The 23135-nt window shown below is 71.7% G+C and carries 21 protein-coding genes, 1 tRNA gene and 1 pseudogene; 8 read left to right on the top strand and 15 right to left on the bottom strand.

Going from position 1 to position 23135, the window contains the following annotated elements; all coding sequences use genetic code 11:
• Positions 1-13: 13 nt before the first annotated feature.
• From MMSR116_RS23695 to MMSR116_RS23650, 10 genes and pseudogenes are all read right to left on the bottom strand, one after another.
• Positions 14-634: an NADH-quinone oxidoreductase subunit J gene (locus tag MMSR116_RS23695; protein WP_010686009.1), complete on the bottom strand. Its 621-nt coding sequence runs from the start codon at positions 632-634 to the stop codon at positions 14-16.
• Between the two features lie 223 nt (positions 635-857).
• A complete protein-coding gene (nuoI, locus tag MMSR116_RS23690) occupies positions 858-1346 on the bottom strand; it encodes an NADH-quinone oxidoreductase subunit NuoI (protein WP_007560744.1) in 489 nt (162 codons plus the stop codon).
• A 28-nt stretch (positions 1347-1374) separates the two neighbouring features.
• On the bottom strand, positions 1375-2397 hold the full coding sequence (gene nuoH / locus MMSR116_RS23685) for an NADH-quinone oxidoreductase subunit NuoH (RefSeq protein ID WP_010686011.1): 1023 nt from the start codon (positions 2395-2397) through the stop codon (positions 1375-1377).
• Between the two features lie 12 nt (positions 2398-2409).
• A complete protein-coding gene (gene nuoG / locus MMSR116_RS23680; protein ID WP_010686012.1) occupies positions 2410-4491 on the bottom strand; it encodes an NADH-quinone oxidoreductase subunit NuoG in 2082 nt (693 codons plus the stop codon).
• A gap of 192 nt (positions 4492-4683) precedes the next feature.
• Positions 4684-5985 carry an NADH-quinone oxidoreductase subunit NuoF gene (gene nuoF / locus MMSR116_RS23675; protein ID WP_010686013.1) on the bottom strand — a complete coding sequence of 434 codons (1302 nt, stop codon included), beginning with the start codon at positions 5983-5985 and terminating at the stop codon, positions 4684-4686.
• Positions 5986-5994: 9 nt separating this feature from the next.
• Positions 5995-7356: an NADH-quinone oxidoreductase subunit NuoE gene (gene nuoE / locus MMSR116_RS23670; RefSeq protein WP_010686014.1), complete on the bottom strand. Its 1362-nt coding sequence runs from the start codon at positions 7354-7356 to the stop codon at positions 5995-5997.
• A gap of 10 nt (positions 7357-7366) precedes the next feature.
• Positions 7367-8557 (bottom strand): NADH-quinone oxidoreductase subunit D, encoded by a 1191-nt coding sequence (locus MMSR116_RS23665; RefSeq protein WP_010686015.1) that lies wholly within the window; start codon positions 8555-8557, stop codon positions 7367-7369.
• Between the two features lie 16 nt (positions 8558-8573).
• Positions 8574-9224 carry an NADH-quinone oxidoreductase subunit C gene (locus MMSR116_RS23660; protein WP_010686016.1) on the bottom strand — a complete coding sequence of 217 codons (651 nt, stop codon included), beginning with the start codon at positions 9222-9224 and terminating at the stop codon, positions 8574-8576.
• Positions 9225-9233: 9 nt separating this feature from the next.
• Positions 9234-9820 (bottom strand): annotated as a pseudogene (locus tag MMSR116_RS23655) (NuoB/complex I 20 kDa subunit family protein).
• A 42-nt stretch (positions 9821-9862) separates the two neighbouring features.
• Positions 9863-10228: an NADH-quinone oxidoreductase subunit A gene (locus tag MMSR116_RS23650; RefSeq protein WP_010686018.1), complete on the bottom strand. Its 366-nt coding sequence runs from the start codon at positions 10226-10228 to the stop codon at positions 9863-9865.
• A gap of 326 nt (positions 10229-10554) precedes the next feature.
• Between MMSR116_RS23650 and MMSR116_RS23645 the strand changes: the two genes are divergently transcribed.
• Positions 10555-10631 (top strand) — tRNA-Asp (locus MMSR116_RS23645).
• Between the two features lie 114 nt (positions 10632-10745).
• Here MMSR116_RS23645 and MMSR116_RS23640 read toward each other — a convergent pair.
• Together MMSR116_RS23640 and MMSR116_RS23635 are read right to left on the bottom strand one after the other, a co-directional pair.
• Entirely contained in the window at positions 10746-11654 is a 909-nt protein-coding gene (locus MMSR116_RS23640; protein WP_010686019.1) for an EamA family transporter, read from the bottom strand.
• A gap of 29 nt (positions 11655-11683) precedes the next feature.
• A complete protein-coding gene (locus tag MMSR116_RS23635; RefSeq protein ID WP_010686020.1) occupies positions 11684-11974 on the bottom strand; it encodes a DUF1127 domain-containing protein in 291 nt (96 codons plus the stop codon).
• Between the two features lie 113 nt (positions 11975-12087).
• Here MMSR116_RS23635 and MMSR116_RS23630 point away from each other — a divergent pair, with 113 nt between their 5' ends.
• Positions 12088-13479 (top strand): PLP-dependent aminotransferase family protein, encoded by a 1392-nt coding sequence (locus tag MMSR116_RS23630; protein ID WP_010686021.1) that lies wholly within the window; start codon positions 12088-12090, stop codon positions 13477-13479.
• 317 nt (positions 13480-13796) lie between these two features.
• Here the strand turns inward: MMSR116_RS23630 and MMSR116_RS23625 are convergent, their stop codons facing one another.
• A complete protein-coding gene (locus MMSR116_RS23625; RefSeq protein WP_010686022.1) occupies positions 13797-15119 on the bottom strand; it encodes a sensor histidine kinase in 1323 nt (440 codons plus the stop codon).
• A complete protein-coding gene (locus tag MMSR116_RS23620) occupies positions 15119-15784 on the bottom strand; it encodes a response regulator transcription factor (RefSeq protein WP_010686023.1) in 666 nt (221 codons plus the stop codon). The genes MMSR116_RS23625 and MMSR116_RS23620 overlap by 1 nt, the downstream gene beginning before the upstream one ends.
• 335 nt (positions 15785-16119) lie before the next feature.
• Here MMSR116_RS23620 and MMSR116_RS23615 point away from each other — a divergent pair, with 335 nt between their 5' ends.
• The 5 genes from MMSR116_RS23615 (at position 16120) to MMSR116_RS23595 (ending at position 20725) form a co-directional block, all read left to right on the top strand.
• On the top strand, positions 16120-16812 hold the full coding sequence (locus MMSR116_RS23615; protein WP_010686024.1) for a hypothetical protein: 693 nt from the start codon (positions 16120-16122) through the stop codon (positions 16810-16812).
• Between the two features lie 102 nt (positions 16813-16914).
• Positions 16915-17205, top strand: coding sequence for a hypothetical protein (locus MMSR116_RS23610; RefSeq protein ID WP_244625523.1), 291 nt, complete (start codon positions 16915-16917; stop codon positions 17203-17205).
• Positions 17206-17284: 79 nt separating this feature from the next.
• A complete protein-coding gene (locus tag MMSR116_RS23605; RefSeq protein ID WP_010686026.1) occupies positions 17285-19036 on the top strand; it encodes an ABC transporter ATP-binding protein in 1752 nt (583 codons plus the stop codon).
• A 101-nt stretch (positions 19037-19137) separates the two neighbouring features.
• The gene (locus MMSR116_RS23600; protein ID WP_010686027.1) at positions 19138-20013 is read left to right on the top strand and encodes an aldose 1-epimerase family protein; all 876 of its coding nucleotides are present in this window, start codon (positions 19138-19140) and stop codon (positions 20011-20013) included.
• A gap of 4 nt (positions 20014-20017) precedes the next feature.
• Positions 20018-20725 (top strand): uroporphyrinogen-III synthase, encoded by a 708-nt coding sequence (locus tag MMSR116_RS23595; RefSeq protein ID WP_010686028.1) that lies wholly within the window; start codon positions 20018-20020, stop codon positions 20723-20725.
• Here MMSR116_RS23595 and MMSR116_RS32025 read toward each other — a convergent pair.
• Positions 20722-21432 (bottom strand): hypothetical protein, encoded by a 711-nt coding sequence (locus tag MMSR116_RS32025; RefSeq protein ID WP_244625522.1) that lies wholly within the window; start codon positions 21430-21432, stop codon positions 20722-20724. The two genes, MMSR116_RS23595 and MMSR116_RS32025, sit on opposite strands and share 4 nt — an antisense overlap.
• A 100-nt stretch (positions 21433-21532) precedes the next feature.
• Between MMSR116_RS32025 and MMSR116_RS23590 the strand changes: the two genes are divergently transcribed.
• Positions 21533-23128: a hypothetical protein gene (locus MMSR116_RS23590; protein ID WP_010686029.1), complete on the top strand. Its 1596-nt coding sequence runs from the start codon at positions 21533-21535 to the stop codon at positions 23126-23128.
• Positions 23129-23135 lie beyond the last annotated feature (7 nt).

The following is a 23135-nucleotide window of genomic DNA, read 5'->3' as shown; positions in this document are numbered from 1 at the left end:
ATCCGACCGCGCATCAGACCTCGACACCCTGGCGCGACGGGACCTTGCGGGTCTCCACCGCCATGGCCTGGGTGCGGGCGTTCTGAACCGAGATATTCTGGCGCTTGACGCCCGGCCGGTCGCGCAGCGTCAGCACGATCGCGCCGATCATGGCGACCAGCAGGATCAGGCCGGCGAGCTGGAAGAAGTACGCGTAGTCCGTGTAGATCACGCGGCCCAGCGCCTGGGCGTTGGTGAGGTTCTCGGCCGAGGCGACATTGCCGAGCGGGGCCTGGACGAGGCCCGGATTGATGCTCCAGGAGCCGACCACCAGCAAAATCTCAACCAGGAAGATCGCGCCGATGAGGGCGCCGATCGGGAGATACTGCTGGAAGCCCTGGCGCAGCTCGGCGAAGTCCACGTCGAGCATCATCACCACGAACAGGAACAGCACCGCGACTGCGCCCACGTAGACGACCACGAGGATCATCGCGAGGAATTCGGCGCCCATCAGGACGAACAATCCGGCGGCGTTCACGAAGGCGAGGATCAGGAACAGCACCGAGGCGACGGGATTGCGCGAGGCGATCACCATGAAGCCCGACGCGACCGTGATGCTCGCGAACAGATAGAAGAAGGCGGCTGCTGCGGTCATGCGCTGGTCGGGATCGGCCGCCGAAGCGGCCCCTTCTGCCGTGCGTGAAGACGGTCCGCAGCGGGCGGGCCGTCTATAGAACCCGGTCGGCGGGGGCACAACAGCGCCCCCGGCATGGCTCTAGAGCATCGCGCCGGAAACCGGAACCGGCCCGACGCTCTAGAGCCTTGAATTTGCGTCATCTTCTCCCGAAAGCCGGGATCCCACCCTTCGGGATGACGCGTTAGCGGTAGGGCGCGTCCATCGCGATGTTGCGTGCGATCTCGCGCTCCCAGCGGTCGCCGTTCAGCAGGAGCTTCTGCTTGTCGTAGAGCAGCTCCTCCCGGGTCTCGACCGAGAACTCGAAGTTCGGACCTTCCACGATGGCGTCCACCGGGCAGGCCTCCTGGCACATGCCGCAGTAGATGCACTTCACCATGTCGATGTCGTAGCGCGTGGTGCGGCGGGTGCCGTCGTTGCGGCGGGGACCCGCCTCGATGGTGATCGCCTGGGCCGGGCAGATCGCCTCGCAGAGCTTGCAGGCGATGCAGCGCTCCTCGCCGTTGGGATAGCGGCGCAGCGCGTGCTCGCCCCGGAAGCGCGGACCGCGATGGCCCATCTCGAAGGGGTAGTTGATCGTGGCCTTCGGCTTGAAGAAGTAGCGCATGCCGAGGATCATCCCGGACACGAATTCCTTCAGGAGAAGGCTCTTGGCGACCTGATCGAGCTTCATGCCCGGATCTCCGATGCGAAGGGTGGGCTCAGGCGCCCGGCGCGAGGCCGGTCAGCTTGAGCACGAAGGCGACGACGACGACCGAGATCAGGGAGATCGGCAGGAAGACCTTCCAGCCGAGGCGCATGAGCTGATCGTAGCGGTAGCGGGGCACGATGGACTTCACCATCGCGAACAGGAAGAACAGGAAGCTCGCCTTGAGAACGAACCAGATCACGCCGGGCACCCAGGTGAACGGCGCGAACGGGATCGGCGAGAGCCAGCCGCCCATGAACAGGACCGTGCCGAGCGCGCACATGCTCATGATGGCGACGTACTCGCCGAGCATGAACAGCAGGTACGGCGTCGAGGAGTACTCGACCATGTAGCCGGCCACGAGCTCCGATTCGGCCTCCGGCAGGTCGAAGGGCGGGCGGTTGGTCTCCGCCAGCGCCGAGACGAAGAACACCACGAACATCGGGAACAGCCACAGCCAGTACCAGCCGAAGATCCCGAGGCTGGTGTCCTGCGCCATCACGATGCGCGAGAGGTTGAGCGAGCCGGCGCAGAGCAGCACGCAGATGATCACGAAGCCGAGCGAGACCTCGTAGGAGATCATCTGCGCCGCCGAGCGGAGGGCGCCGAGGAACGCGTATTTCGAGTTCGAGGCCCAGCCGCCCATGATGACGCCGTACACGCCGAGCGACGAGATCGCGAAGATGTAGGTGATGCCGACGTTGAGGTCGGCGATCGCCCAGCCGTCGGCCAGCGGGATCACCGCCCAGCTCGACAGGGCCAGCATCGCGAAGACCAGCGGCGCCAGCAGGTAGATCGCCTTGTTGGCACCCGCCGGGATCACCGGCTCCTTCAGCACGAACTTCAGCAGGTCGGCGAAGGACTGGAACAGCCCGAACGGCCCGACCACGTTGGGGCCGCGGCGGAGCTGCACCGCCGCCCAGATCTTCCGGTCGGCGAGCAGCGCGTAGGCGATGAACACGAGGAGCGCGGCGAGGAGCACGAAGCTCTTCAGCGCGATCAGGAGCACGGTCCCGAGCATTTCGAGCGGCGTCATCGGTCTTGGCTCCTACTCGGCCGCCGCCAGGGGCCGCGCCTCGGCGGCGCGCTCCCGGGCGATGCGCGAGCACTCGGCGAGGGTCCGCGAGGCGCGGGCGATCGGGTTGGTGAGGTAGAAATCGGTCACCGGCGACGCGAAGGCGGGGCCGCCCGTGGCGTCGCCGAGGGTGGCGAGCTTCTCCACCGCCTCCGCGACGTTCCCGGGCTCCACGGCCCCGACCGCCGCGAGATGCGGGTGGGCGGCGTAGAGCGCCCGGCGGAGCGCGGTGAGCGAATCGAAGGGCAGGCGCTTGCCCAGCACGTCCGAGAGCGCGCGCAGGATCGCCCAGTCCTCGCGGGCGTCGCCCGGCGGGAAGGCGGCGCGGTTGCCCATCTGGACGCGCCCTTCCGTGTTCACCCAGGTCGCCGACTTCTCGCTGTAGGCGGCGCCCGGCAGGATCACGTCGGCGCGGGAGGCGCCGCGGTCGCCGTGGCTGCCCTGGTAGACCACGAAGGCGCCCGGGGCGACGTCGCGCTCATCGGCGCCGAGGTTGAACAGGACGTCGAGCGCGCCCGGCTCCAGCATCTGGGCGAAGGTCAGGCCGCCCTCCCCCGGCACGAAGCCGAGATCGAGGGCGCCGACCCGGGCCGCGGCCGTGTGCAACACGCCGAAGCCGTTCCCCTCGGCCGAGACCGCGCCGATCTCCTTGGCGAGCGTGGCCGCCGCGGCCAGGATGCCGGGCTCGGCGTTGGCGCCGACGATGACGAGCGGCGCCTTCGCCTCCTTGAGGATCTCGAGGAAGCTGTGCTCGCCGCGGGCGAGCGCCGCGAGCGAGTCGGGCCCGGCGCCGATGTAGTGGCTCGGGTAGGTCAGGTCGACCGGCTCGCCGATCACGCCCACCGCCAGCGGCGCCATGCGCCAGCGCTTGCGGATGCGCACGTTCAGCAGCGAGGCCTCGGTCCGCGGGTTGGCGCCGACGATCAGGATCGCGTCCGCCGCCTCGATCCCCGGGATGGTCGGGTTGAAGATGTAGGACGCGCGGCCGAGCGCCGGGTCGAGGCCGGCATCGGTCTGGCGGCCATCGAGGTTCGGCGAGCCGAGGCTCCTGATCAGCTCGCGCAGCGCGAAGATCTCCTCGACGCCCGCGAGGTCGCCGACGATCGCGCCGATCCGCTTCGGATCCGCGCCCTTGACCTTGGCGGCGATGGCCTGGAACGCCTCACCCCAGGAGGCGGGCCGCAGCCGGCCGTTCTCGCGCAGGTACGGCCGGTCGAGGCGCTGCATCCGCAGCCCGTCGATGTGGTAGCGGGTCTTGTCGGAGATCCACTCCTCGTTGATCTCCTCGCTGATCCGCGGCTCGATCTGCATGACCTCGCGGCCGCGGGTGTCGATGCGGATCGACGAGCCGACCGCGTCCATCACGTCGACCGACTCAGTCTTGTTCAGCTCCCAGGGGCGGATGTTGTAGCTCTGCGGCCGGTGCACGAGGGCGCCCACCGGGCAGAGGTCGGCGACGTTGCCCTGGAGCTCCGAGGCCATCGACTGCTCGAGGTAGCTGGTGATCTCCATGTCCTCGCCGCGGCCGATGGCGCCGAGGTCGGGCACGCCCGCCACCTCGGCGAGGAAGCGCACGCAGCGGGTGCAGTGGATGCAGCGGTTCATCGCAGTCCGCACCAGCGGGCCGATATGCTTCTCCTCGACCGCGCGCTTGTTCTCGGTGTAGCGGGTCGAATCGACCCCGTAGGCCATGGCCTGGTCCTGCAAGTCGCAATGGCCGCCCTGGTCGCAGATCGGGCAGTCCAGGGGGTGGTTGATGAGGAGGAACTCCATCACCCCCTCGCGGGCCTTCTTGGTGCCCTGCGAGCGCGTCAGCACCTCCGGCGGCTCGCCGTTCGGGCCGGGGCGGCAATCCTTCACCGCGTAGGCGCAGGAGGCCACCGGCTTCGGCGCGCCCTTCAGCTCGACGAGGCACATGCGGCAATTGCCGGCGATCGACAGGCGCTCGTGGAAGCAGAAGCGCGGGATCTCGGCCCCCGCGGCCTCGCAGGCTTGGAGCAGCGTGTAATCGGCGGGGACGTCGACCTCGGTGCCGTCGACGAGGATTTTTGTCATCGGATCGTCTCGTAAACTGGCCCAAACGCGCGAGGCCGGCTTCCACCCACGCCCTCATCCCGAGGTGCGCGGCGCGGTCGAGCCTCGAAGGAGATGTCCAGCCCGCCTCGCGCTGCCCGGAGGCCTCCTTCGAGGCCCGCTGTCGCGGGCACCTCAGGATGAGGCTGTGGGTTGGACACCGGCATCGTGCTCCTACTCCGCGGCCATCGGCACAGGCTCGCTGTGCGGGTTGGCCGTGTAGCGGTCGATGCGCTTCTCGATCTCCGGGCGGAAGTGCCGGATCAGGCCCTGGATCGGCCAGGCCGCGGCGTCGCCCAGCGCGCAGATCGTGTGACCCTCGATCTGCTTGGTCACCTCGAACAGCATGTCGATCTCGCGCTTCTGCGCGCGGCCCTCGGTCATGCGCTGCATGACCCGCCACATCCAGCCGGTGCCCTCGCGGCAGGGCGTGCACTGGCCGCAGGATTCGTGCTTGTAGAAGTACGAGATCCGGGTGATCGCCGCGACGATGTCGGTGGACTTGTCGAGCACGATCACCGCCGCGGTGCCGAGGCCGGAGCCCAGGTTGCGGAGGGTGTCGAAATCCATCTTGGCGTCGACGATCTGCTCGGCCGGCACCAGCGGCACCGAGGAGCCGCCCGGGATCGAGCACAGCAGGTTGTCCCAGCCGCCGCGCATGCCGCCGCAATGGCGGTCGATGAGCTCGCGGAAGGTGATGCCCAGCTCCTCCTCGACGTTGCACGGCTTGTTGACGTGCCCGGAGACGCAGAAGAGCTTCGTGCCGGTGTTGTTCTTGCCGCCGAGCCCCGCGAACCACGCGCCGCCCCGGCGCAGGATCGTGCCGGCGACCGCGATCGACTCGACGTTGTTCACGGTCGTGGGGCAGCCGTAGAGGCCCATATTGGCCGGGAACGGCGGCTTCAGCCGCGGCATGCCCTTCTTGCCCTCGAGGCTCTCGATCAGCGCCGTCTCCTCGCCGCAGATATAGGCGCCTGCGCCGTGGTGGACGTAGATGTCGAACGGGTAGTCGTGGACGTTCGACTGGCCGACGAGGCGGGCCGCGTAGGCCTCGTCCACGGCCTTCTGGAGGGCGTGCTTCTCGGCGACGTACTCGCCGCGGATGTAGATGTAGCAGGCATGCGCGTTCATCGCGAAGCAGGCCAGCATGCAGCCCTCGATCAGGAGATGCGGGTCGTTCCGCATGATCTCCCGGTCCTTGCAGGTGCCCGGCTCCGACTCGTCGGCGTTGACCACGAGGTAGTGCGGGCGCCCGTCGGACTTCTTGGGCATGAACGACCATTTGAGGCCGGTGGGGAAGCCCGCGCCGCCGCGGCCGCGCAGGCCCGAGGCCTTCATCTCCTCGATGATCCAGTCGCGGCCCTGCTCCAGCAGGAACTTGGTCCCGTCCCACGCGCCGCGCTTCTTGGCGGCCTCCAGGCCCGGCGAGTGCAGGCCGTAGAGATTGGTGAAGATGCGATCCTGATCCGACAGCATGTCAGGTCCTCACTGAGCCGGCGCCGACAGGGCCTTGGCCTGCCCGACCCAGTTCTCCCGGTCGATGCGACCTGGAAACGCGAGGTAGGTGCCGACCCAGGCGATCTCGTCGCTGGACCACGCGGCGATCTGGTCGAAATGGTAGATGCCGAGCCCGTTCAGGCGCTGGCTGTTGCCCGGACCGATGCCCTTGATCCGGGTGAGATCGTCCGGCTGCCCGGCCCGGGCCGCGTCCAGCCCCGGGGGGCGCTTGCCGACCGCGTCGGCCTTCTGCTCGGGGCTTGCATCCTTCGGCAGGGCCGCGAGCGCGCCGGCGACGCGGGCCTCCTCGGCCTCGGCCGCCACCTCGCCCTCGCTCGCGCCGGAAGCCTCCGGCTGCTGCGGGACGGCATCACGGTCCGGCACGTCCTGGTGGCCCTGCTCGCCTGCGGCGGGCTCGCCCTCGGCGACGCGCTTGGCCGGCGAGTCGAGCACGTCCGCGTCGCCCTGCCGGGCCGACCCATGCTTGGCGGTGGAGCGGCCGCGCTCGGCCGCGTCGGCGCGATCCTCGGGCTTGACCGGTTCCTCGCCGCTGGCGGCGCGCTGGGCCGGTGCATCGCTCACGGTCCGCTCGACCGGGCGGCCGGCATCGGGCCGCGCCGGCTTCGGGTTCGTTGCGGCCTGTTGCGCGCCGGCGGCAGCCTCACCGGTCTTGGCGGCCGGATCCTCTGCCTTGCCCGCCTCCTCGAAGCGCTTGCGCCAAGCGCCGACCCGGGACCCGTCGAACAGGGTCGGATCGGTGAGGGTGTTCACCGCGCCCTGCGGCTCCGACGAGACGCGCCCGGTCTGAGATCCGATCTTCACGGGCCGGCCGGCCGCGAGGTCGTCCATCAGCGTGCCGAGCGATTCGGGCGTCAGGTCCTCGTAATAATCCTGGTTGATCTGCACCATCGGCGCGTTGCAGCAGGCGCCCAGGCACTCGACCTCCAGCCAGGAGAAGGTGCCGTCCGCCGAGACGTGGCCGGGCGGCCCGAGCCGCTCCTGCAGCATCTCCTTCAGCCCGCGCGCGCCGCAGGAATCGCACGGGACCGTGCCGCAGACCTGGATCCAGTAGCGCCCCACCGGCTCCAGCGCGAACATCGTGTAGAAGGTCGCGACCTCCAGCACGCGGATGTTCGGCATGCCGAGTTCGGCCGCCACGGCCTCGATCGCCGCCCGCGGCAGCCAGCCGCCGTTCTGCTCCTGCGCCTTCCACAGGAGCGAGATCACCGCGGAGGCCTGACGGCCTTCCGGGTACTTGGCGATCTGGGTCTTCGCCCACTCGGCGTTCTCGGGCGAGAACGCGAAGCTCTCGGGTTGCTCGGAGGCGGGGGCGAGTCTGCGGTTGGCCATCGCTTGAGTCTTACCGATCCACTTCGCCGAACACGATGTCGAGCGTGCCGAGCACGCAGGACACGTCGGCGAGAAGGTGCCCGCGGCACATCCAGTCCATCGCCTGCAGATGCGCGAAGCCCGGCGCGCGGATCTTGCAGCGATACGGCTTGTTGGTCCCGTCGGACACGAGATACACGCCGAACTCGCCCTTCGGCGCCTCCACGGCGGCGTAGACCTCGCCCTCGGGCACGTGGAAGCCTTCCGTGTAGAGCTTGAAGTGGTGGATGAGCGCCTCCATCGAGCGCTTCATCTCCCGGCGCGGCGGCGGCGCGAACTTGCCGTCGATCGAGGCGATCGGCCCCTGGCCGGCGGGCTCGCGCAGCTTGGCGACGCACTGCTTCATGATGCGCACGGATTCGCGCATCTCTTCCATGCGGATCACCTGGCGGTCGTAGGTGTCGCCGTTCTTCCCGACGGGGATGTCGAACTCCATCTCCTCGTAGCACTCGTAGGGCTGCGCCTTGCGCAGGTCCCACGGGATGCCGGAGCCGCGCACCATCACGCCGGAGAAGCCCCACTCCATCGCCTCGTCCACCGACACGATGCCGATATCGACGTTGCGCTGCTTGAAGATGCGGTTGGCCATGACGAGGTCGTCGAGATCCTGGACGACCTGCAGGAACGGGTCGCAGAACGCGTCGATGTCGTCGATGAGCTTCGGCGGCAGATCCTGGTGGACGCCGCCGGGCCGGAAGTAGTTGGCGTGGAGCCGGGCGCCGGAGGCCCGCTCGTAGAAGATCATCAGCTTCTCGCGCTCCTCGAAGCCCCAGAGCGGGGGCGTGAGGGCGCCGACATCCATCGCCTGCGTGGTGACGTTGAGGAGGTGCGACAGCAGGCGGCCGATCTCGCAGAACAGCACGCGGATCAGCTGCGCGCGCCGCGGCACCTCGATCCCGGCGAGCTTCTCGATCGCCAGGCAGAAGGCGTGCTCCTGGTTCATCGGCGACACGTAGTCGAGCCGGTCGAAGTAGGGCGTCGCCTGCAGGTAGGTCTTGTACTCGATCAGCTTCTCGGTGCCGCGATGGAGCAGCCCGATATGCGGATCGACCCGCTCGACCACCTCGCCATCGAGTTCCAGCACGAGGCGCAGCACGCCGTGCGCCGCCGGGTGCTGCGGGCCGAAGTTGATCGCGAAGTTGCGGATGTTGTGTTCTGTCACCGACGGTCTCCGCGGCTCAGGCCGACGTCTTCTTCTCGTCGCCCGGCAGCACGTAATCCGTGCCCTCCCAAGGCGAGAGGAAGTCGAAGTTGCGGAATTCTTGGGTGAGATTCACCGGCTCGTACACGACGCGCGCCTGGTCCTGGTCGTAGCGGACCTCGACGAAGCCGGTCAGCGGGAAATCCTTGCGCAGGGGATGCCCCTCGAAGCCGTAATCGGTCAGCAGGCGGCGCAGGTCGGGATGGCCCGAGAACAGGATCCCGTAGAGATCGTAGGTCTCGCGCTCGTACCAGTTGGCCGCCGGGAAGACCTCGATCACCGAGGGGACCGGCGTCACCTCGTCGGTCTGCACCTTCACGCGGATGCGCAGGTTATGGCGCAGGGACAGCAGGTGATAGACCACGTCGAAGCGCTTCTCGCGCTGCGGATAGTCCACCCCGCAAATGTCGATGAAGTTGCGGAACGCGCAGGCCGTGTCGTCGCGCAGGTAGGTGAGCGCGTAGACGATGTCGGAGGCCTGCACCACCAGCGTCAGCTCGCCGAACGCGATGGCGTGGGACACCACCGCCGGTCCCAGCGCGCCGGTCACGCGCTCGGCCAGGGCGGCCACGGCGTCGGCGCCGTAGGCCGGCTGGGTGTGGGGCAGGATCGAGATGCCGTTCGTCATGGCAGCCCCTCAGCGCTCGATCGTGCCGGTGCGGCGGATCTTCTTCTGGAGAAGGAGCACGCCGTAGAGCAGCGCCTCGGCGGTGGGCGGGCAGCCGGGCACGTAGATGTCCACCGGCACCACCCGGTCGCAGCCGCGCACCACCGAGTAGGAATAGTGGTAGTAGCCGCCGCCGTTGGCGCAGGAGCCCATGGAGATGACGTAGCGCGGCTCCGGCATCTGGTCGTAGACCTTGCGGAGCGCCGGGGCCATCTTGTTGGTCAGGGTGCCGGCGACGATCATCACGTCGGACTGGCGGGGCGAACCGCGGGGGCGAAGCCGAATCGCTCGCAATCGTAGCGCGGCATCGACATCTGCATCATCTCGACCGCGCAGCAGGCGAGGCCGAAGGTCATCCACATCAGCGAGCCGGTGCGGGCCCAGTTGATCAGCTCGTCCGTGGTGGTGAGCAGGAAGCCCCGGTCGGCCAGCTCGTCGCTGATCGACAGGAAGGTCGGATCGTCCGCGCCGATCGGGCGGCCGGTGTTGGGATCGATGATCCCCTTCGGCTGGGGCGCGATCGCGGGGGCGCGGTTGGTGTCGGTGATCAGGGCCATCGGCGACTCAGAAAATCCGGTGCGGGCGGGGGCTGACGGGGCTCAATCCCACTCGAGGGCGCCCTTGCGCCACTCGTAGACGAAGCCGACGGTCAGCACGCCCAGGAAGACGATCATCGACCAGAAGCCGAACCAGCCCAGATCCCCGAAGGTGATCGCCCAGGGGAACAGGAACGCGACCTCGAGGTCGAAGATGATGAACAGGATGGCGACGAGGTAGAACCGCACGTCGAACTTCATGCGGGCGTCGTCGAACGCGTTGAACCCGCATTCGTAGGCCGAGAGCTTCTCCGGATCGGGGCTCTTGAAGGCCACGATGAAGGGCACGACCAGCAGAGCCGTGGCGATGAACAGCGCCACGCCGATGAACACGATGAGCGGCAGGTAATCCGCCAACAATCCGGTCATGCCAGGGCCTCGCAGGGCGTGAGAAACCGCGGTGCGACGCCGACCCGGTCTCGCCCGTGGAATTGTTCTTATGCCAGGATGCGCGCGGCCGGAGGCTTAGTCGAGCCGCCGGCCCGTGACAATGGCTTGTCGCGTCGCACAAAGCGCGCTGTCAGTGCTCCCCTGAAATGGGAATGGGCGGCATGCCTGCAACACGACGGAAGCGCGCAGGCCCGCCGGCCGTGCTCCGGCCGAATCCCTGCCGGATGCGCTTGACAGGTCCCGAAGCCGCCCATAAACCCCGCCCCGTCGCCGGGCGAAACGCCCCTTCGAGGCGACCACGCCGTGCGGGCGTAGCTCAGTTGGTTAGAGTGCCGGCCTGTCACGCCGGAGGTCGCGGGTTCGAGCCCCGTCGCCCGCGCCACGTCCTTCCTTCACGATCAGGCCGGCCCGTCTCGCGTGAGAGGCGGCATCGCTGCCTCTGGCTCCGGGGTACCGCGGAAACCGGTGCGGATCGGCCGAGCCCGCGGGTTCGCGATCATGCTGCCGTCGCCGGCGGCACCGTCTCGGCCGGCGATGCGCCGACGGAGCCCGACCGCCGCCCGCCCCGGAGGCTCAGCGCGATTCCCGTCAGGATCAGGCCGCCGCCGGTCAGGATGTCGGCGCTCAGCGGCTCGCCGAGCACGATGTGCGTGCTCAGGATCCCCGCCACCGGTACCAGCAGCGCGAAGGGCGTGACGGTCGCCGCGGGATAGCGTGTCAGGAGGCGGTTCCAGAGACCGAAGGCCAGGAGCGTCGTCGGATAGGCCTGGAAGGCGACCGATCCGATCGCCGCCCAGCTCGGGTGCGTCAGCGCCGCGAGGGCGGCGGGGCCCTCCACGATCAGCGACAGGAGGATGAGCGGCGGCGTGGTGGCGAGGCTGCCCCAGACCATCAGCGCCAGCATGTCGACCCGGCCGATCCGCTTCACGATGATGTTCGCGCTCGCCCAGCCCAGGGCCGCGCCGACGACCAACAGCAGGGGCCCCAGCGGTGCGGCCCCGCCGCGCCCGAGCGCGACCGCGACGACGCCGAGGAGCGCGACCGCGCCGCCCAGCACCTGAAGCGCCCGCGGGCGTTCCCCCAGCACCGCCCAGGCGAGGGCCACGGTGAACGGCGCCTGGATCTGGATCAGCAGCGACGACAGCCCGGCCGGCATCCCGAGGCGGATGCCGGTCATCAGCAGCCCGAACTGGCCGATGCCGAGGGCGAGCCCGAACGCCGCCACCAGCACGCCGGGCGCGCGGGGCGGGCGGATCACCAGCGCCGCCGGCACCGCCGCGAAGGCGAAGCGCAGGGCGCACAGCATCAGCGGCGGGACCGTCTCCAGGCCGGCCTTGATGGCCACGAAGGCCAAACCGAGGATCGTGACCACCAGGAGGGCGGCCAGCACGTCGCGCAGCGTCATGGGCGGATCCTACGATCCCGCCCGTGCCGTCACCAGTGCCATGCCGCCCGTGCATGCCGGCGCTCGTCGCGGCGGCCGACAAGCAGGTCAATCGCATCGCCGGTGCCGGGCGCGCAGGCATCCGCCACGTCCTGCGGCGTCAGCCCGATATCCTTCAGCTCGCGCTCCGACAGCGTCGAGAGCCGCTGCAGCACGCGCCGGTTCATGGCGGCGCGCGACAGGCCGGCCCGCACCGCGGCGCCGAACGCGGCGGCGTGCGCGGCCAACCGGGCGATCCACGGCGGCCGCGTTCCGGCGGTCTCGGATAGGCACTGGTCCATGATCCCCTCCTCCGTTTCTCCGGGGCTAGCGGATCTTGATCCCACGGGGCTGGCGGCGACAGGAACACTTCGGTACGGTTCCGAAGAATTGTCCGGTCTAGCGAGCAGTACGGATGGCGGTCGCAGTCAGGAGTCCCGGGACCCGCGTCGAGGCCGTGGTCGGCGAGATCCGCGAGCGGATCGCGGCGCGGCGCCTCGTTCCCGGCGTCCGGATCCCGTCGGTCCGGGCCTTCGCGGACACGATGGGCGTCTCGAAATCCACCGTCGTGGAGGCCTACGAGCGCCTCGCCGCCGAGGGGGCGGTGGTGGCCCGTGCGGGTTCGGGCTTCTACGTCGCCGGCAAGACGCGGCCGCTCTCGCTCCAGGCGATGGGGCCGCGGCTCGACCGGATCGTCGACCCGCTCTGGATCACCCGGCAGGCGCAGCAGGCCGGCTCCGACCAGCTCAAGCCCGGGGCCGGGTGGCTGCCCGATTCGTGGATGCCTCACGAGGCGATCCGGCGGGGCCTGCGCCGGGTGGCCCGGGCCGACCTCGCAGAGATGACCAACTACGACCGGCCGCTCGGCTACGAGCCCCTGCGCAACCAGATCGCCCGCAAGGTCGGCGAGAAGGGCGTCGGCGCCGAACCCGGCCAGATCGTGCTGGTCGAATCGGCCACGCAGGCGCTGGACCTCGTCTGCCGCTTCCTGCTCCAGCCCGGCGACACCGTGCTGGTGGACGATCCCTGCTACTTCAACTTCCTGGCGCTGCTGCGCGCCCAGCGCGTGGCGGTGGTCGGCGTGCCGATCACGCCGGAGGGGCCGGACCTGCGGGCGCTCGCCACCCTTCTGGAGCAGCACCGTCCGCGCTTCTATCTGACCAACGCGGCGCTCCAGAACCCGACGGGCGCGAGCCTCGCGCCCACCGTGGCGCATCGTCTCCTGAAGCTGTGCGAGGCGCACGACACGCTCATCGTCGAGGATGAGATCTTCGGCGACCTCGAACCGGATGCGGCCCCGCGGCTCGCGGGCTTCGACGGGTTGGAACGGGTGATCCAGATCGGCAGCTTCTCCAAGACCCTGTCGGCCGCCGCGCGCTGCGGCTGGATCGCGCTCAGGTCCGATTGGGTCGAGCCGCTGGTGGATCTCAAGCTGGCGCTCAGCCTCGGCAACGGCCATGTCACGGCGGCCCTGGTGCACACGCTGATCAGCGAAGGCGCCTACCGGCGCCACCTTGCCGAGACCCGCCGCCGCCTCGCCGGCGCGATGGTCCAGGCCCATGCGGAGCTGCGCGCCTGCGGCCTGGAGCCCTGGTCGCAGCCCCGGGGCGGGTTCTTCCTGTGGATGCGCCTGCCGGACGGGCGCGACGGGGCCGACGTCGCCCGCCGGGCGCTCGCCCGGGGCATGGTGCTGGCGCCCGGGACCTCGTTCAGCCTGTCCGACGCCTGGAACGGCTACATGCGCTTCAACGTCGCCCACTGCGTCGACCCGCGCATCCGCCCGATCCTGCGGGAAGCGCTGGGCTGACAAGCGGGGTTTCCTGAGCGGAAGCTCGGACCCGGCCGTTGCCCGGGCCGCTTCGAGGACACGTCCGTCATCCCGGGGCCGCGCAGCGGAGCCCGGGATCCAGAACCCTCGTGGAGCCAGGGATGTGCGCCGTCGGCGGGGCAGGGTCCCGGGCTCGCCTCCGGCGCCCCGGGACGACGGGGTGGAGGCTCAACCGTCCGCGGATATGCAGGATCCGGGAGGTACGTCTGCCCGGTCCCATCTCGCGACCTCTCCCGTCTCCTCGACCGCCGCACGGCGCGATGCGATGCGAAACGGGTAATTCCGGTTGTCCCGGATCACGCCGGCAAGACCAGCGCCGCCCGCAATCCGCCGAGATCCGACCGCCCGAGGCTCAGCCCGCCGCCGTAGAGTTCGGCCAGTTCCAGGGTGATCGGCAGGCCGAAGCCGTGGCCCGGCACGCCCTCGTCCAGGCGCCGGCCCCGCGCCATCACGGCGGCGGCCGCCTGCGCGTCGAGGCCCGGCCCGTCGTCCTCCACGTCCACCTGCACGCGGCCGTCCCGGGCGGAGGCCGCGATCCGGACCCGGCTGCGGCACCAGCGGCAGGCATTGTCCACGAGGTTGCCGAGCATCTCGTCGAGATCCTGGCCCTCGCAGGAAACGGACAGATCCGCCGGCACGGCGAGGTCGATCGCCACGCCCTTGTCGGCGTAGAGCCGCGCCAGCGCCGCGCGCAGGTCGGAGAGCCGCGGCGCCAGCGGCGTGCGGCCCCGCGCCGAGCCCGCCAGCGCGGCGGCCCGCGCCCGGCGCAGGTGGTGGCGCACCCGCCGATCCATGTCGTCCACCTGCCGGCGGAGCGCCCCGTCCGGATCGCGGGCGGGCTCGGCCAGCGCCATCGACAGGGTGGCGAGCGGCGTCTTCAGGGCGTGGGCGAGGTTGGCGACGTGGCCGCGGGCGCGCTCCAGGTTCTGGGCGTTCTGATCCAGCAGCGCGTTGAGTTCCGATACGACGGGCGCGATCTCCGTGGGCTGCTCCGCCGGCACCCGCTCGCGCCGGCCGGCGCGCACCGCCGCGAGGTCGGAGCGCAGGCGTCTCAGCGGCGCGAGGCCGAGGCGCACCTGGAACGCCAGCCCGGCGAGGAGGCAGAGGCCGAGGATCCCGAGCGCCAGGGCGAGGCTGGTCAGAGCCTCGCGCAAAGGCCCCCGCAGCTCGCCCTCGGGGGCCGCGACCACGATCGTGGCCGGCTGCGGCCCAGGCAGGGTGAGCACCCGGGCGACCAGGGGCTCGCCCCGCGGCCCGGTGGCCGAGACCGGGTGCGGGCGGCCCGGATCGTCCACCGGCCCCGGATCGGCCAGGCGGAGGTCGCCGCCGCCCAGGGAGCCGGAGCGGATGGTCTCGGCCCCCCGGCGCACCTCCCAGGCCCAGCCGGGCCCCGGCCGGTCGTAGGGCGGCGCGTCGAGACTTCCCGGCAGGATCCCGGCCTCCAGGCCGGCCCGCAGGGCGACGATCTGGGCGTCGAGCCGCCCGTCGAGCTGCCCGCGCACGAACCGGTGCAGGATCACCCCGATGGCGAGGCCCGCAACCACCAGGGCCGCCAGCACCAGCACCAGGGCGGCGGCGAGCAGGCGGGTGCGGAGCGAGCGGCGCGGCGTCTCCGGCATCAGGCGGGGTCCGCGTGGAGGCGGTAGCCGTGGCCGCGCACGCTCTCGATCCGGGCCGGGGCGATCTTCCGGCGCAGCCGCGTGATGATCACCTCCACCGAGTTCGAATCGACGTCGGCGTCGCCCTCGTAGACCCGCTCGATCAGGTGGAGGCGCGGCACCACCGTCTCGCGGTTGAGCATCAGGCAGGACAGGACCCGCCATTCGAGGCCGGTGAGCCTGAGCGGCAGGCCCTCGTGCTCGAAGGCCCCGAGCCCGGGATCGAAGCTCAGCGGACCGCAGGCGAGCCGGCTCGCCCCGCCCCCCTGGGACCGGCGCACCAGGGCGCGCAGGCGGATCACCAGTTCCTCGACGCGGAACGGCTTGACGAGGTAATCGTCCGCGCCGGCCTTGAAGGCCGCGACTTTGTCGCTCCAGCCGTCCCGGGCGGTGAGAACCAGCACCGGGTGCGTCCGACCGGCCGCCCGCCAGGCCTGCAACACCGAGACGCCGTCGCCCTTCGGCAGGCCGAGGTCGAGCACGACGGCGTCGTAGCCCTCCGTCGCGCCGAGATGCTGGGCGTCCTCGCCGGTGGCGGCCTGGTCGAGCACGAAGTTCTCCGCGCGCAGGACCTTGGCCACCTCGGCGGCCAGCGCCGCATCGTCCTCCACCAGCAGGATCTTCACCCGTCCCGTCTCCCCCGCCCGGCCTTCGAAGCCGGGAATCGAACCCCGCCGGAGCGCACCGTGCCCAACAAAAACCGTGGAAAATCCAACTTGAAGAGAAATTTATAGCTGTGTCTTCACGTCGCCTGTTAAGCCCATGGCACGTGGGCGCCGATCTGCCGGCCTGCCTCAGCGCCTGCCGCCAAATCGTTGAGGCGGCACGGGTTCCGCCGGACGCGGTCTACGGGGCCGGGTTTAACCGGGCCTGAACCGGGCGGTTCAGACCGGATTGGCGACGCCGCCGTACCAAGGGGCCACGGATCGAGCGGATCCGGACCCTTCAGAGGCGACACACCATGACGGACGACAGGACGACGAACGACAAGACCATCGACGGCACGGCCCGGGAGATCCCCGAGCCGGGTCTTGATGCGGCCGGTCCGCGGCGGCCCCCGATCCCCCGCCGGACCTGGGTGGTGGGCGCGGTGGCGGCCCCACTGCTGCTCGGCGCCGTGGGCCTGTCCCTGGCCCAGGGCACGGCGTTCCAGCCGACGCCCGTGGCGCCCGTGGCGATCCAGGCCCTGGCCCCCTCCGGGGCGACCGCCGTCAAGGGCGAGGTCGCCGAGATCTTCGGCAACAAGTTCGTGGTCCAGGACGGGACCGGCCGGGCCCTGGTGGAGACCGGCCGCGAGGGTGAGGGCGGCGGTCTCGTCGCCAAGGGCGAGACCGTGACCGTCCAGGGGCGGTTCGAGACCGGCTTCCTGCACGCCCGGGTCCTGACCCACGGGGACGGGCGCACCAACCTGCTCGGGCCGGCCGGCGGCCCGCCGATGGGCAGCCTGGACTGGGCGAAGGATCGGATCGGCCTCGGGCCGAAGCCCGATCTGGCGGGCCTGACGGCCTCGGTCCAGGCGGCCGGCTACAGCGACGTGCGCATCACCGGCCGCGGGCCGCGCCATCTGGAGGTCGCCGCCAAGGACCGGGACGGGCGCGAACGCCAGCTCCATGTCGGCTTCGACGGTCAGGTGCGCGAGCGGCCGATGCTGTGATCCGGGCCGGGACGGGTTCGACGCCATGCAACCCTTCCCGCCCTGCCGCGTCCTCCTGTCTTTCGCGAGGCGGGAGTGCGTGCCGTGGAGCCGATGAAACCCATGAAGCCCATGGAGCCGATGAAGCCCATGGAACCGATGAAGGGCGCGGAGCCCTGGTGGCCGAAGAATCTCGGGGAACCCTCCACCAGCGGCGCCCAGAACGGCATGAAATACGCCGTCTTCCCGGACAAGAACCGGCTGCTGATCGAGCGCGACGGTCAGGTCTCGACCTACGACAGCGGCGATCACCGGATCGGCGGGGTGGCGCAGGCGGATGGGGGCGCGAAGACGCTGACCTTCACAAGCCAGACCGGCGACGTGGATCTCGCCTCCCGCAGGAAGCTCGACTGAGCCCGCCGTGGACAGGCCGGGACGGCACCCTTAAGCCCGGCCCGGCCATGCGACCCGTCCCGCCTCACCCCTCGATCCGATGCGTGCGCTGATCGACCTCGTCCGCGCCATGCGGGCGCCCGACCGGCGGCGGCTGGCGCTCATCGCCCTCGGGCTGGCGGTGGCGGCGCTTCTGGAGGTGGTGGGCGTCGCCTCGGTGATCCCGTTCCTGACGCTGGTCGGCGACCCGTCGGCGGCGACCCGCATCCCCTACCTGGTCCAGGCGCGGGCGCTCCTCGGGCTGACCGACGAGCGCGGCTTCCTGCTGGCGACCGGCGCCGCCGCCCTGGTGGCGATCCTCGTCACCGCGCTGGTCAATGCCGGGCTGACCTACGCGCAGCTCCGGTTCACGCATCTGGCGGGCTACGGCTTCAGCCGGCGCCTGCTGTTCCGCTACCTCGACCGCGAGCGGCTGTTCTTCACGCGGGCCAACAGCGCCGAGCTCGCCAAGAACGTGCTCTCCGAGACCGACCGGCTGGTGGTGGGCGCCCTCACCCCGGCCACCGTGCTGGCCTCGCGGGCGAGCTCGGCGCTGGCGGTGATCGCGTTCCTGCTGGCCTACGCGCCGCAGCTCGCGCTGATCCTCGGCGGCGGCTTCGGCGGGCTCTATGTCGGGATCTACCTCGTGATGCGGGCGCGGCTCGCGCGGCTGGGGGCGCGCACGGTCGCCGACAACGAGGCCCGCTTCCGGATCGTCCAGGAGACCTTCGGGGCGCTCACCGAACTCAAGCTCTACGGCCGGGCCGAGGCCTTCGCGGGCCGGTTCGACGCCCCGGCCCGCGCCTACGCGGTCGCCACGGCGGCGAGCCTGCTCACCGGCCAGATGCCGCGCTTCGTGATCGAGGCCCTCGCCTTCGGCGGCGTGATCGTGGTGGTGCTGTTCGCGCTGGCCCAGGGGCTGGACGTCGCCGGGATCCTGCCGCTGCTCGGCCTGTTCGCCTTCGCGGGCTACCGCATGCTGCCGGCCTTCCAGAACATCTTCACCTCGGTGGCGCTGATGCGCTTCACCCTGCCGGCGGTGCGGGTGATCGTCGACGAACTCGCCGACGAGCGCACCTCCCTGCCCCGCACCGCGGAACGCCTGCCCTTCGCGCGGGAGATCCGGCTCGAAGGGATCGGCTTCGACTACGGCACCGGCCGGCCGGCCCTCTCCGGCATCGATCTGACAATCCCCGTCCACACCACGGTCGGGCTCGCCGGCCGGACGGGCTCGGGCAAGTCGACGCTCGCCGGCCTGATCCTCGGGGTCCTGAGCCCGGGCGCGGGGCGGATCACCGTGGACGGATGCCCCCTCGATCCCGGGACGCTGCCGGCTTGGCAGAACCGCATCGGCTACGTGCCGCAGGACGTGTTCCTGGTGGACGGCACGGTGGCGGAGAACATCGCCCTCGGGATCGACGCGCCGGATCGCGCCGCCGTCGAGCGCGCGGCGCGGCTGGCGGGCGCCCACGACTTCGTCACGGCGCTGCCGCACGGCTACGGCGCGCGGGTCGGCGAGCGCGGGGCGCGCCTCTCGGGTGGACAGCGCCAGCGCCTCGGCATCGCCCGGGCGCTCTACCACGATCCGGACGTGATCGTGTTCGACGAGGCGACCTCGGCCCTCGACGAGGAGACGCAAGGGGCCGTGATGCGGGCGCTCCAGGCGCTGGCGGGCCGGCGGACCCTGATCCTGATCGCCCACCGCCTCTCGACGCTGGAGGCCGCCGACGCGGTCCACGTGCTGGAGGCGGGGCGGCTCGTGGCCTCCGGGCCGCCCGCGGTGGTTCTGCCGGGGCTCGGCACGGCGGCGTGAATCGGCGCGATGAGCGGCCTGATGAGCGGCCTGATGCGTGGCCCCTTGCCCCCCGCCCTGCCTCCGTTACCTCGGCTCATCGAGAGGACCGGGAGGAACCTGTGAGCGCGCGCATCGACCTGACCGCCCCGGACGGCACCACGGCCGCGCTCGTCACGCACGGGGCCGAGCCGGTCTCCTGGCGGGTCGGCGGGGCCGAGTACCTCTGGAGCGGCGACCCGGCGCACTGGAACCGCCACGCCCCCTGGCTCTTCCCGGTGGTCGGCGCCTCGGCGGGCGGGCAGGTGCGGGTCGGGTCCGACAGCTACCCGATGGGCCAGCACGGCTTCGCCCGCGACCTGCCGTTCCGGGTGGTCGCGCAGAGCGCCGACGCGGTGACGCTGCGCCTCACCGACGGGCCCGAGAGCCGGGCGCATTATCCCTTCGCCTTCCGCCTCGACGTCGCCGCCCGGGTCCGCCCGGCCGGCCTCGATCTCGACGTGACCGTGGCCAATACCGGGGATGGCCCCCTGCCCTACGCGCTCGGGTTCCATCCGGCCTTCCCCTGGCCGTTCGCGGGCGGCACGCGCGCCCGGGACGGCGGCTACGCGGTGGCGTTCGAGCACGCGGAGCGCCCGTTCGCCCCGCAGGTCGGCCCCGGCGGCCTGCTGCTGCGCGACGAGCAGCCGATCCCGCTCGCCGGCGACACCCTGCCCCTCGATCCGGCGCTCTTCACCGAGGCCTTCGTGTTCCGGAACGCCCGCAGCCGCCGGATGCGCTTTACCGGGCCCGGAAAGGCGATCCGCATGGAGATGGCGGATTTCCCGCACCTCGCCGTCTGGACCAAGCCGACGGCGCCGTTCCTGTCGCTCGAATGCTGGACCGGCTACGCCGACTGGGCGGATTTCGCCGGCCCGCTCGCCGAGCGCGATTCGCAGCGCCTGCTCGCCCCGGGTGCCGAGGCGCGCCACGGCGTGCGCCTGACGCTGGAAGGCTGAGGTCTTGCACGTCTGGGTCGCGCGGCCCGAGCCCGGTGCGACGCGCTCCGGCGCCGCCCTCGCGGCGCGGGGCCACGCGCCCCTGATCGCCCCGGTCCTGGTGGTGCGGCCCACTGGTGCCGCCCCGCCCGCCGGCCCCTTCGACGCGCTGCTCCTCACCAGCGCCAACGCGGTGCCGGTCCTGCAGGACGAACCGGCGCTGCGCGGCCTGCCGGTCTTCGCCGTCGGCGCCCGGACGGCCGCCCTGGCGGCCCGGGCCGGGCTCGGCCCCGTGCGGGAGGGTCCGGGGGAGGGCTCCGGGCTTGCCGCCCTGGTGGCCGATACGCTTCCGCCCGGGGCGCGCCTGCTCCACGCCGCCGGAGCCGAGCGCAAGGACGAACCGGCGGCGACGCTGACGGCGGCCGGCTTCCGGGTCGCGACCCTCGTGGCCTACGCGGCGGAGGCACTGTCCCGGTTGCCGGACGCCGTCGACGGCGCCCTGGCCGGCGGACGCCTCGAGGCCGCCCTCCACTACTCCCGGCGCAGCGCCGCCGTCGCCCTGGCGTTGGCGGAAGCCGCAGGTCACGGCGGAGCTTTCCGCGGGTTGAGGCATTACTGCCTATCGGTGGATGTCGCCGCGGCCCTGGAAGCGGCCGGCGTCCCGGTCCATTTCGTCGCGGCCCGCCCGCGCGAAGCGGAACTGCTCGACGCTCTCGGGCCGCACCCCCTCTAAGGGTGCGGTGACAGGGAGCGCGAGCCGCCGTATCTCGCCCTCGCGCTCGGCGCCGCCGCGATGCTAGGGGGACGCGGCGACGCCGAAAAGTTGGAGGACTTGCCCGTGACGCCACCGCCCAGCGACGTCGACAAGCCCGGATCCGGCGGCCGGAAGCCCGATCCCGCGCCCGGGAAGCCCGGCCAACCCAACCCGTCCGGGACCATGGCCCGACCGGCCGGCGCCACGGCGTCCACGTCGTCGGCGTCCACGTCGTCGGCGCCCACGTCGTCGGCCGCGACCGGCGGCGGGAAGCCCGGCACACCCGGTCCAGCCGCGAATGCGCCGCAGGGATCCGGGCAAGGATCTGGGCAAGGATCCGGGACGCCGCCCCGGCCGGCGACCGATCCGGTGGTCGCCGCCAAGCCCGGCACGTCTGACGCGCGGCCGGACGCCGGAAGGCCGGGTGCCAACGCCAGCGGCCCGAGGCCGTCGGCCGCGCCGGCTGCCCAGCCGGCCGCCATCAAGCCGGACGGCATCAAAGCCGAGCCCGCCAAGACCGAAACGAAGACGGAGCCGCCGAAGACCGGTCTCACGGGCTCGTCGGGGCCGACGGCCAGGACGGACGCGACGGCCTCATCCTCGACGACCGCCTCATCCTCGACAACCGCATCCCCGACGGCCTCCGCCGCATCGTCGGCTTTCGGCGCGAAGGCGGGGCCCGGCACGTCGGATCCGAAGGCCGAGCCTCCGAAGGCGGGCCAGACTGGCCCAGGGCCTCAAACCGGGGCCCGTCCAGGCGGACCGGCCTCGGGCGCCGCCGGCACGGTGGCGGCCGGTGCGGTGACGGCGGGGCCGATCATCGACATGAAGGCCAAGCGCATCCCGGATTCTCCGACCTCCGGGAAGGAGCCTCCCAAGGACGCGGCCAAGGACCCGGCCAAGGACTCGGCCAAGGACTCTGCGGCGGACAGGAAGGAGCCGCCGAGGGGGCCGATCCCGGCCGCGGCCGACAGCGCGACGCGCGGGGCGGCCGCCCCCGGCCGGGCCCGGGCCGGCTTCGGCTCCCTCGCGGCCGCCGGCTTGCTCGGCGGAGTGATCGGCGCGGGCCTGCTGTTCGGCGCCGAGAAGGCCGGCATCGGACCGGATCCGCGCCTCGACGCCCTCGACCAGAAGCTCTCGGGCCAGATCGCGGCCCTCGACAAACGCTTCGACGGGCTCCCCTCGCGCGATGCGCTGACCGCCCTCGACAAGCGGGTCGCCGCCGCCGAGTCGAGCGCCAAGCAGGCGCTGGACAAGGCCGCCGGCGCCCCCGCTCCGGCTGCGGCCGCGCCGGACGGGTCCGCCTCGGGTCAGGCGCCCGCCGTTCCGGCGGACTTGATCGCGCGCCTCGACAGCCTCGACCAGCGCGTGGCCGCCCTGCAGGAGGAGCCGGGCCAGGAACCCGGCCGCGACCAGGCCGCCGGTTCCAAGCTCAACGCGGTCCAGGAGAGCGGCAAGCAGCTCGCCGATCTTGAGGCGCGCCTGAAGGCCGTCGAGGCGAGCGGCGCCAACAAGGGCGCCTCCGACGACGCCTCGCAGAAGCTCGCCGCGCTGCAGAGCACGGTGGATCAGAAGACCAAGGCCAATGCCGAGGCCGACGCGGCCCTGGGCCAGCGCCTCGATTCGCTGCAGCAGGCCCTCGACGAACGGGTGAAGGCCGCCACCGAGGCGGTGCAGGCCGCGACCCAGGCCAGCCGCACCGCCGCCGAGGCCGGTCAGACCCAGGCCGCTGAGGCTGCGAAGGCCGTCGACCGGCGCCTCCAGGAGCAGGCCGACAAGATCGCGGCGCTCGACAAGAGCGTGGCGCAGCGCGCCGAGGCCGGTACGGTCCAGGCCGCCCTCCGGGTCGTCGTGACCGACCGCGTGGCGGCGGCCCTGGAATCCGGGATGCCCTTCGCGGAGCCGCTGGCGACCCTGCGCAAGCTCGATCCGGATACCGACGCGCAGGCCCAGGCGCTCGCCCCCTTCGCCGAGACCGGCGCCCCCACGGCGTCCCGGCTGGCCGACGATTTCCAGCCGATCGCCGAGCGCATCGCCGCCCAGAGACAGGCGCAGCGCGCCAAGACTGCGGCCGAGACCGGCGACTTCCGCACCAAGCTCCTCAGCATGGCCGACGGGCTCGTTCAGGTGCGCAAGGTCGATGCCCCGGCGGCGCCGGAGGCGTCGGACGATCCGGCCGCCAAGGTCCAGGCGGCCCTCGACCGCGGCGACCTCCCGGCGGCCGCGACCGCCTTCGCGGCGCTGCCGGCCGAGGCGCGGGAGCAGGCTGGCGATTTCGGCGCCAAGCTCAAGGCGCGGGCCGACGCCGAGACCGCGGCGCGGACGCTGCTCGACGGCGCCTTCAAGGCGCTGCCGACCCCGGCCGCGGCCGCCGGCCGCTGAGACGGTG

This window comes from Methylobacterium mesophilicum SR1.6/6 (assembly GCF_000364445.2).
GTDB lineage: Bacteria > Pseudomonadota > Alphaproteobacteria > Rhizobiales > Beijerinckiaceae > Methylobacterium > Methylobacterium mesophilicum_A.
Note: the sequence above shows the minus strand (reverse complement) of the source record. Positions and strands in the feature narration are given on the sequence as shown.

Coding starts and splice junctions, on each gene's coding strand:
- MMSR116_RS23630 (WP_010686021.1), top strand. CDS start 12,088: ATGGCGGTCGCAGTCAGGAGTCCCGGGACCCGCGTCGAGGCCGTGGTC.
- nuoG (WP_010686012.1), bottom strand. CDS start 4,491: ATGACAAAAATCCTCGTCGACGGCACCGAGGTCGACGTCCCCGCCGAT.
- nuoF (WP_010686013.1), bottom strand. CDS start 5,985: ATGCTGTCGGATCAGGATCGCATCTTCACCAATCTCTACGGCCTGCAC.
- MMSR116_RS23605 (WP_010686026.1), top strand. CDS start 17,285: ATGCGTGCGCTGATCGACCTCGTCCGCGCCATGCGGGCGCCCGACCGG.
- nuoH (WP_010686011.1), bottom strand. CDS start 2,397: ATGACGCCGCTCGAAATGCTCGGGACCGTGCTCCTGATCGCGCTGAAG.
- MMSR116_RS23695 (WP_010686009.1), bottom strand. CDS start 634: ATGACCGCAGCAGCCGCCTTCTTCTATCTGTTCGCGAGCATCACGGTC.
- nuoE (WP_010686014.1), bottom strand. CDS start 7,356: ATGGCCAACCGCAGACTCGCCCCCGCCTCCGAGCAACCCGAGAGCTTC.
- MMSR116_RS23625 (WP_010686022.1), bottom strand. CDS start 15,119: ATGCCGGAGACGCCGCGCCGCTCGCTCCGCACCCGCCTGCTCGCCGCC.
- MMSR116_RS23640 (WP_010686019.1), bottom strand. CDS start 11,654: ATGACGCTGCGCGACGTGCTGGCCGCCCTCCTGGTGGTCACGATCCTC.
- MMSR116_RS23660 (WP_010686016.1), bottom strand. CDS start 9,224: ATGACGAACGGCATCTCGATCCTGCCCCACACCCAGCCGGCCTACGGC.
- nuoI (WP_007560744.1), bottom strand. CDS start 1,346: ATGAAGCTCGATCAGGTCGCCAAGAGCCTTCTCCTGAAGGAATTCGTG.
- MMSR116_RS23635 (WP_010686020.1), bottom strand. CDS start 11,974: ATGGACCAGTGCCTATCCGAGACCGCCGGAACGCGGCCGCCGTGGATC.
- MMSR116_RS23615 (WP_010686024.1), top strand. CDS start 16,120: ATGACGGACGACAGGACGACGAACGACAAGACCATCGACGGCACGGCC.
- MMSR116_RS23650 (WP_010686018.1), bottom strand. CDS start 10,228: ATGACCGGATTGTTGGCGGATTACCTGCCGCTCATCGTGTTCATCGGC.
- MMSR116_RS23610 (WP_244625523.1), top strand. CDS start 16,915: ATGAAGCCCATGGAGCCGATGAAGCCCATGGAACCGATGAAGGGCGCG.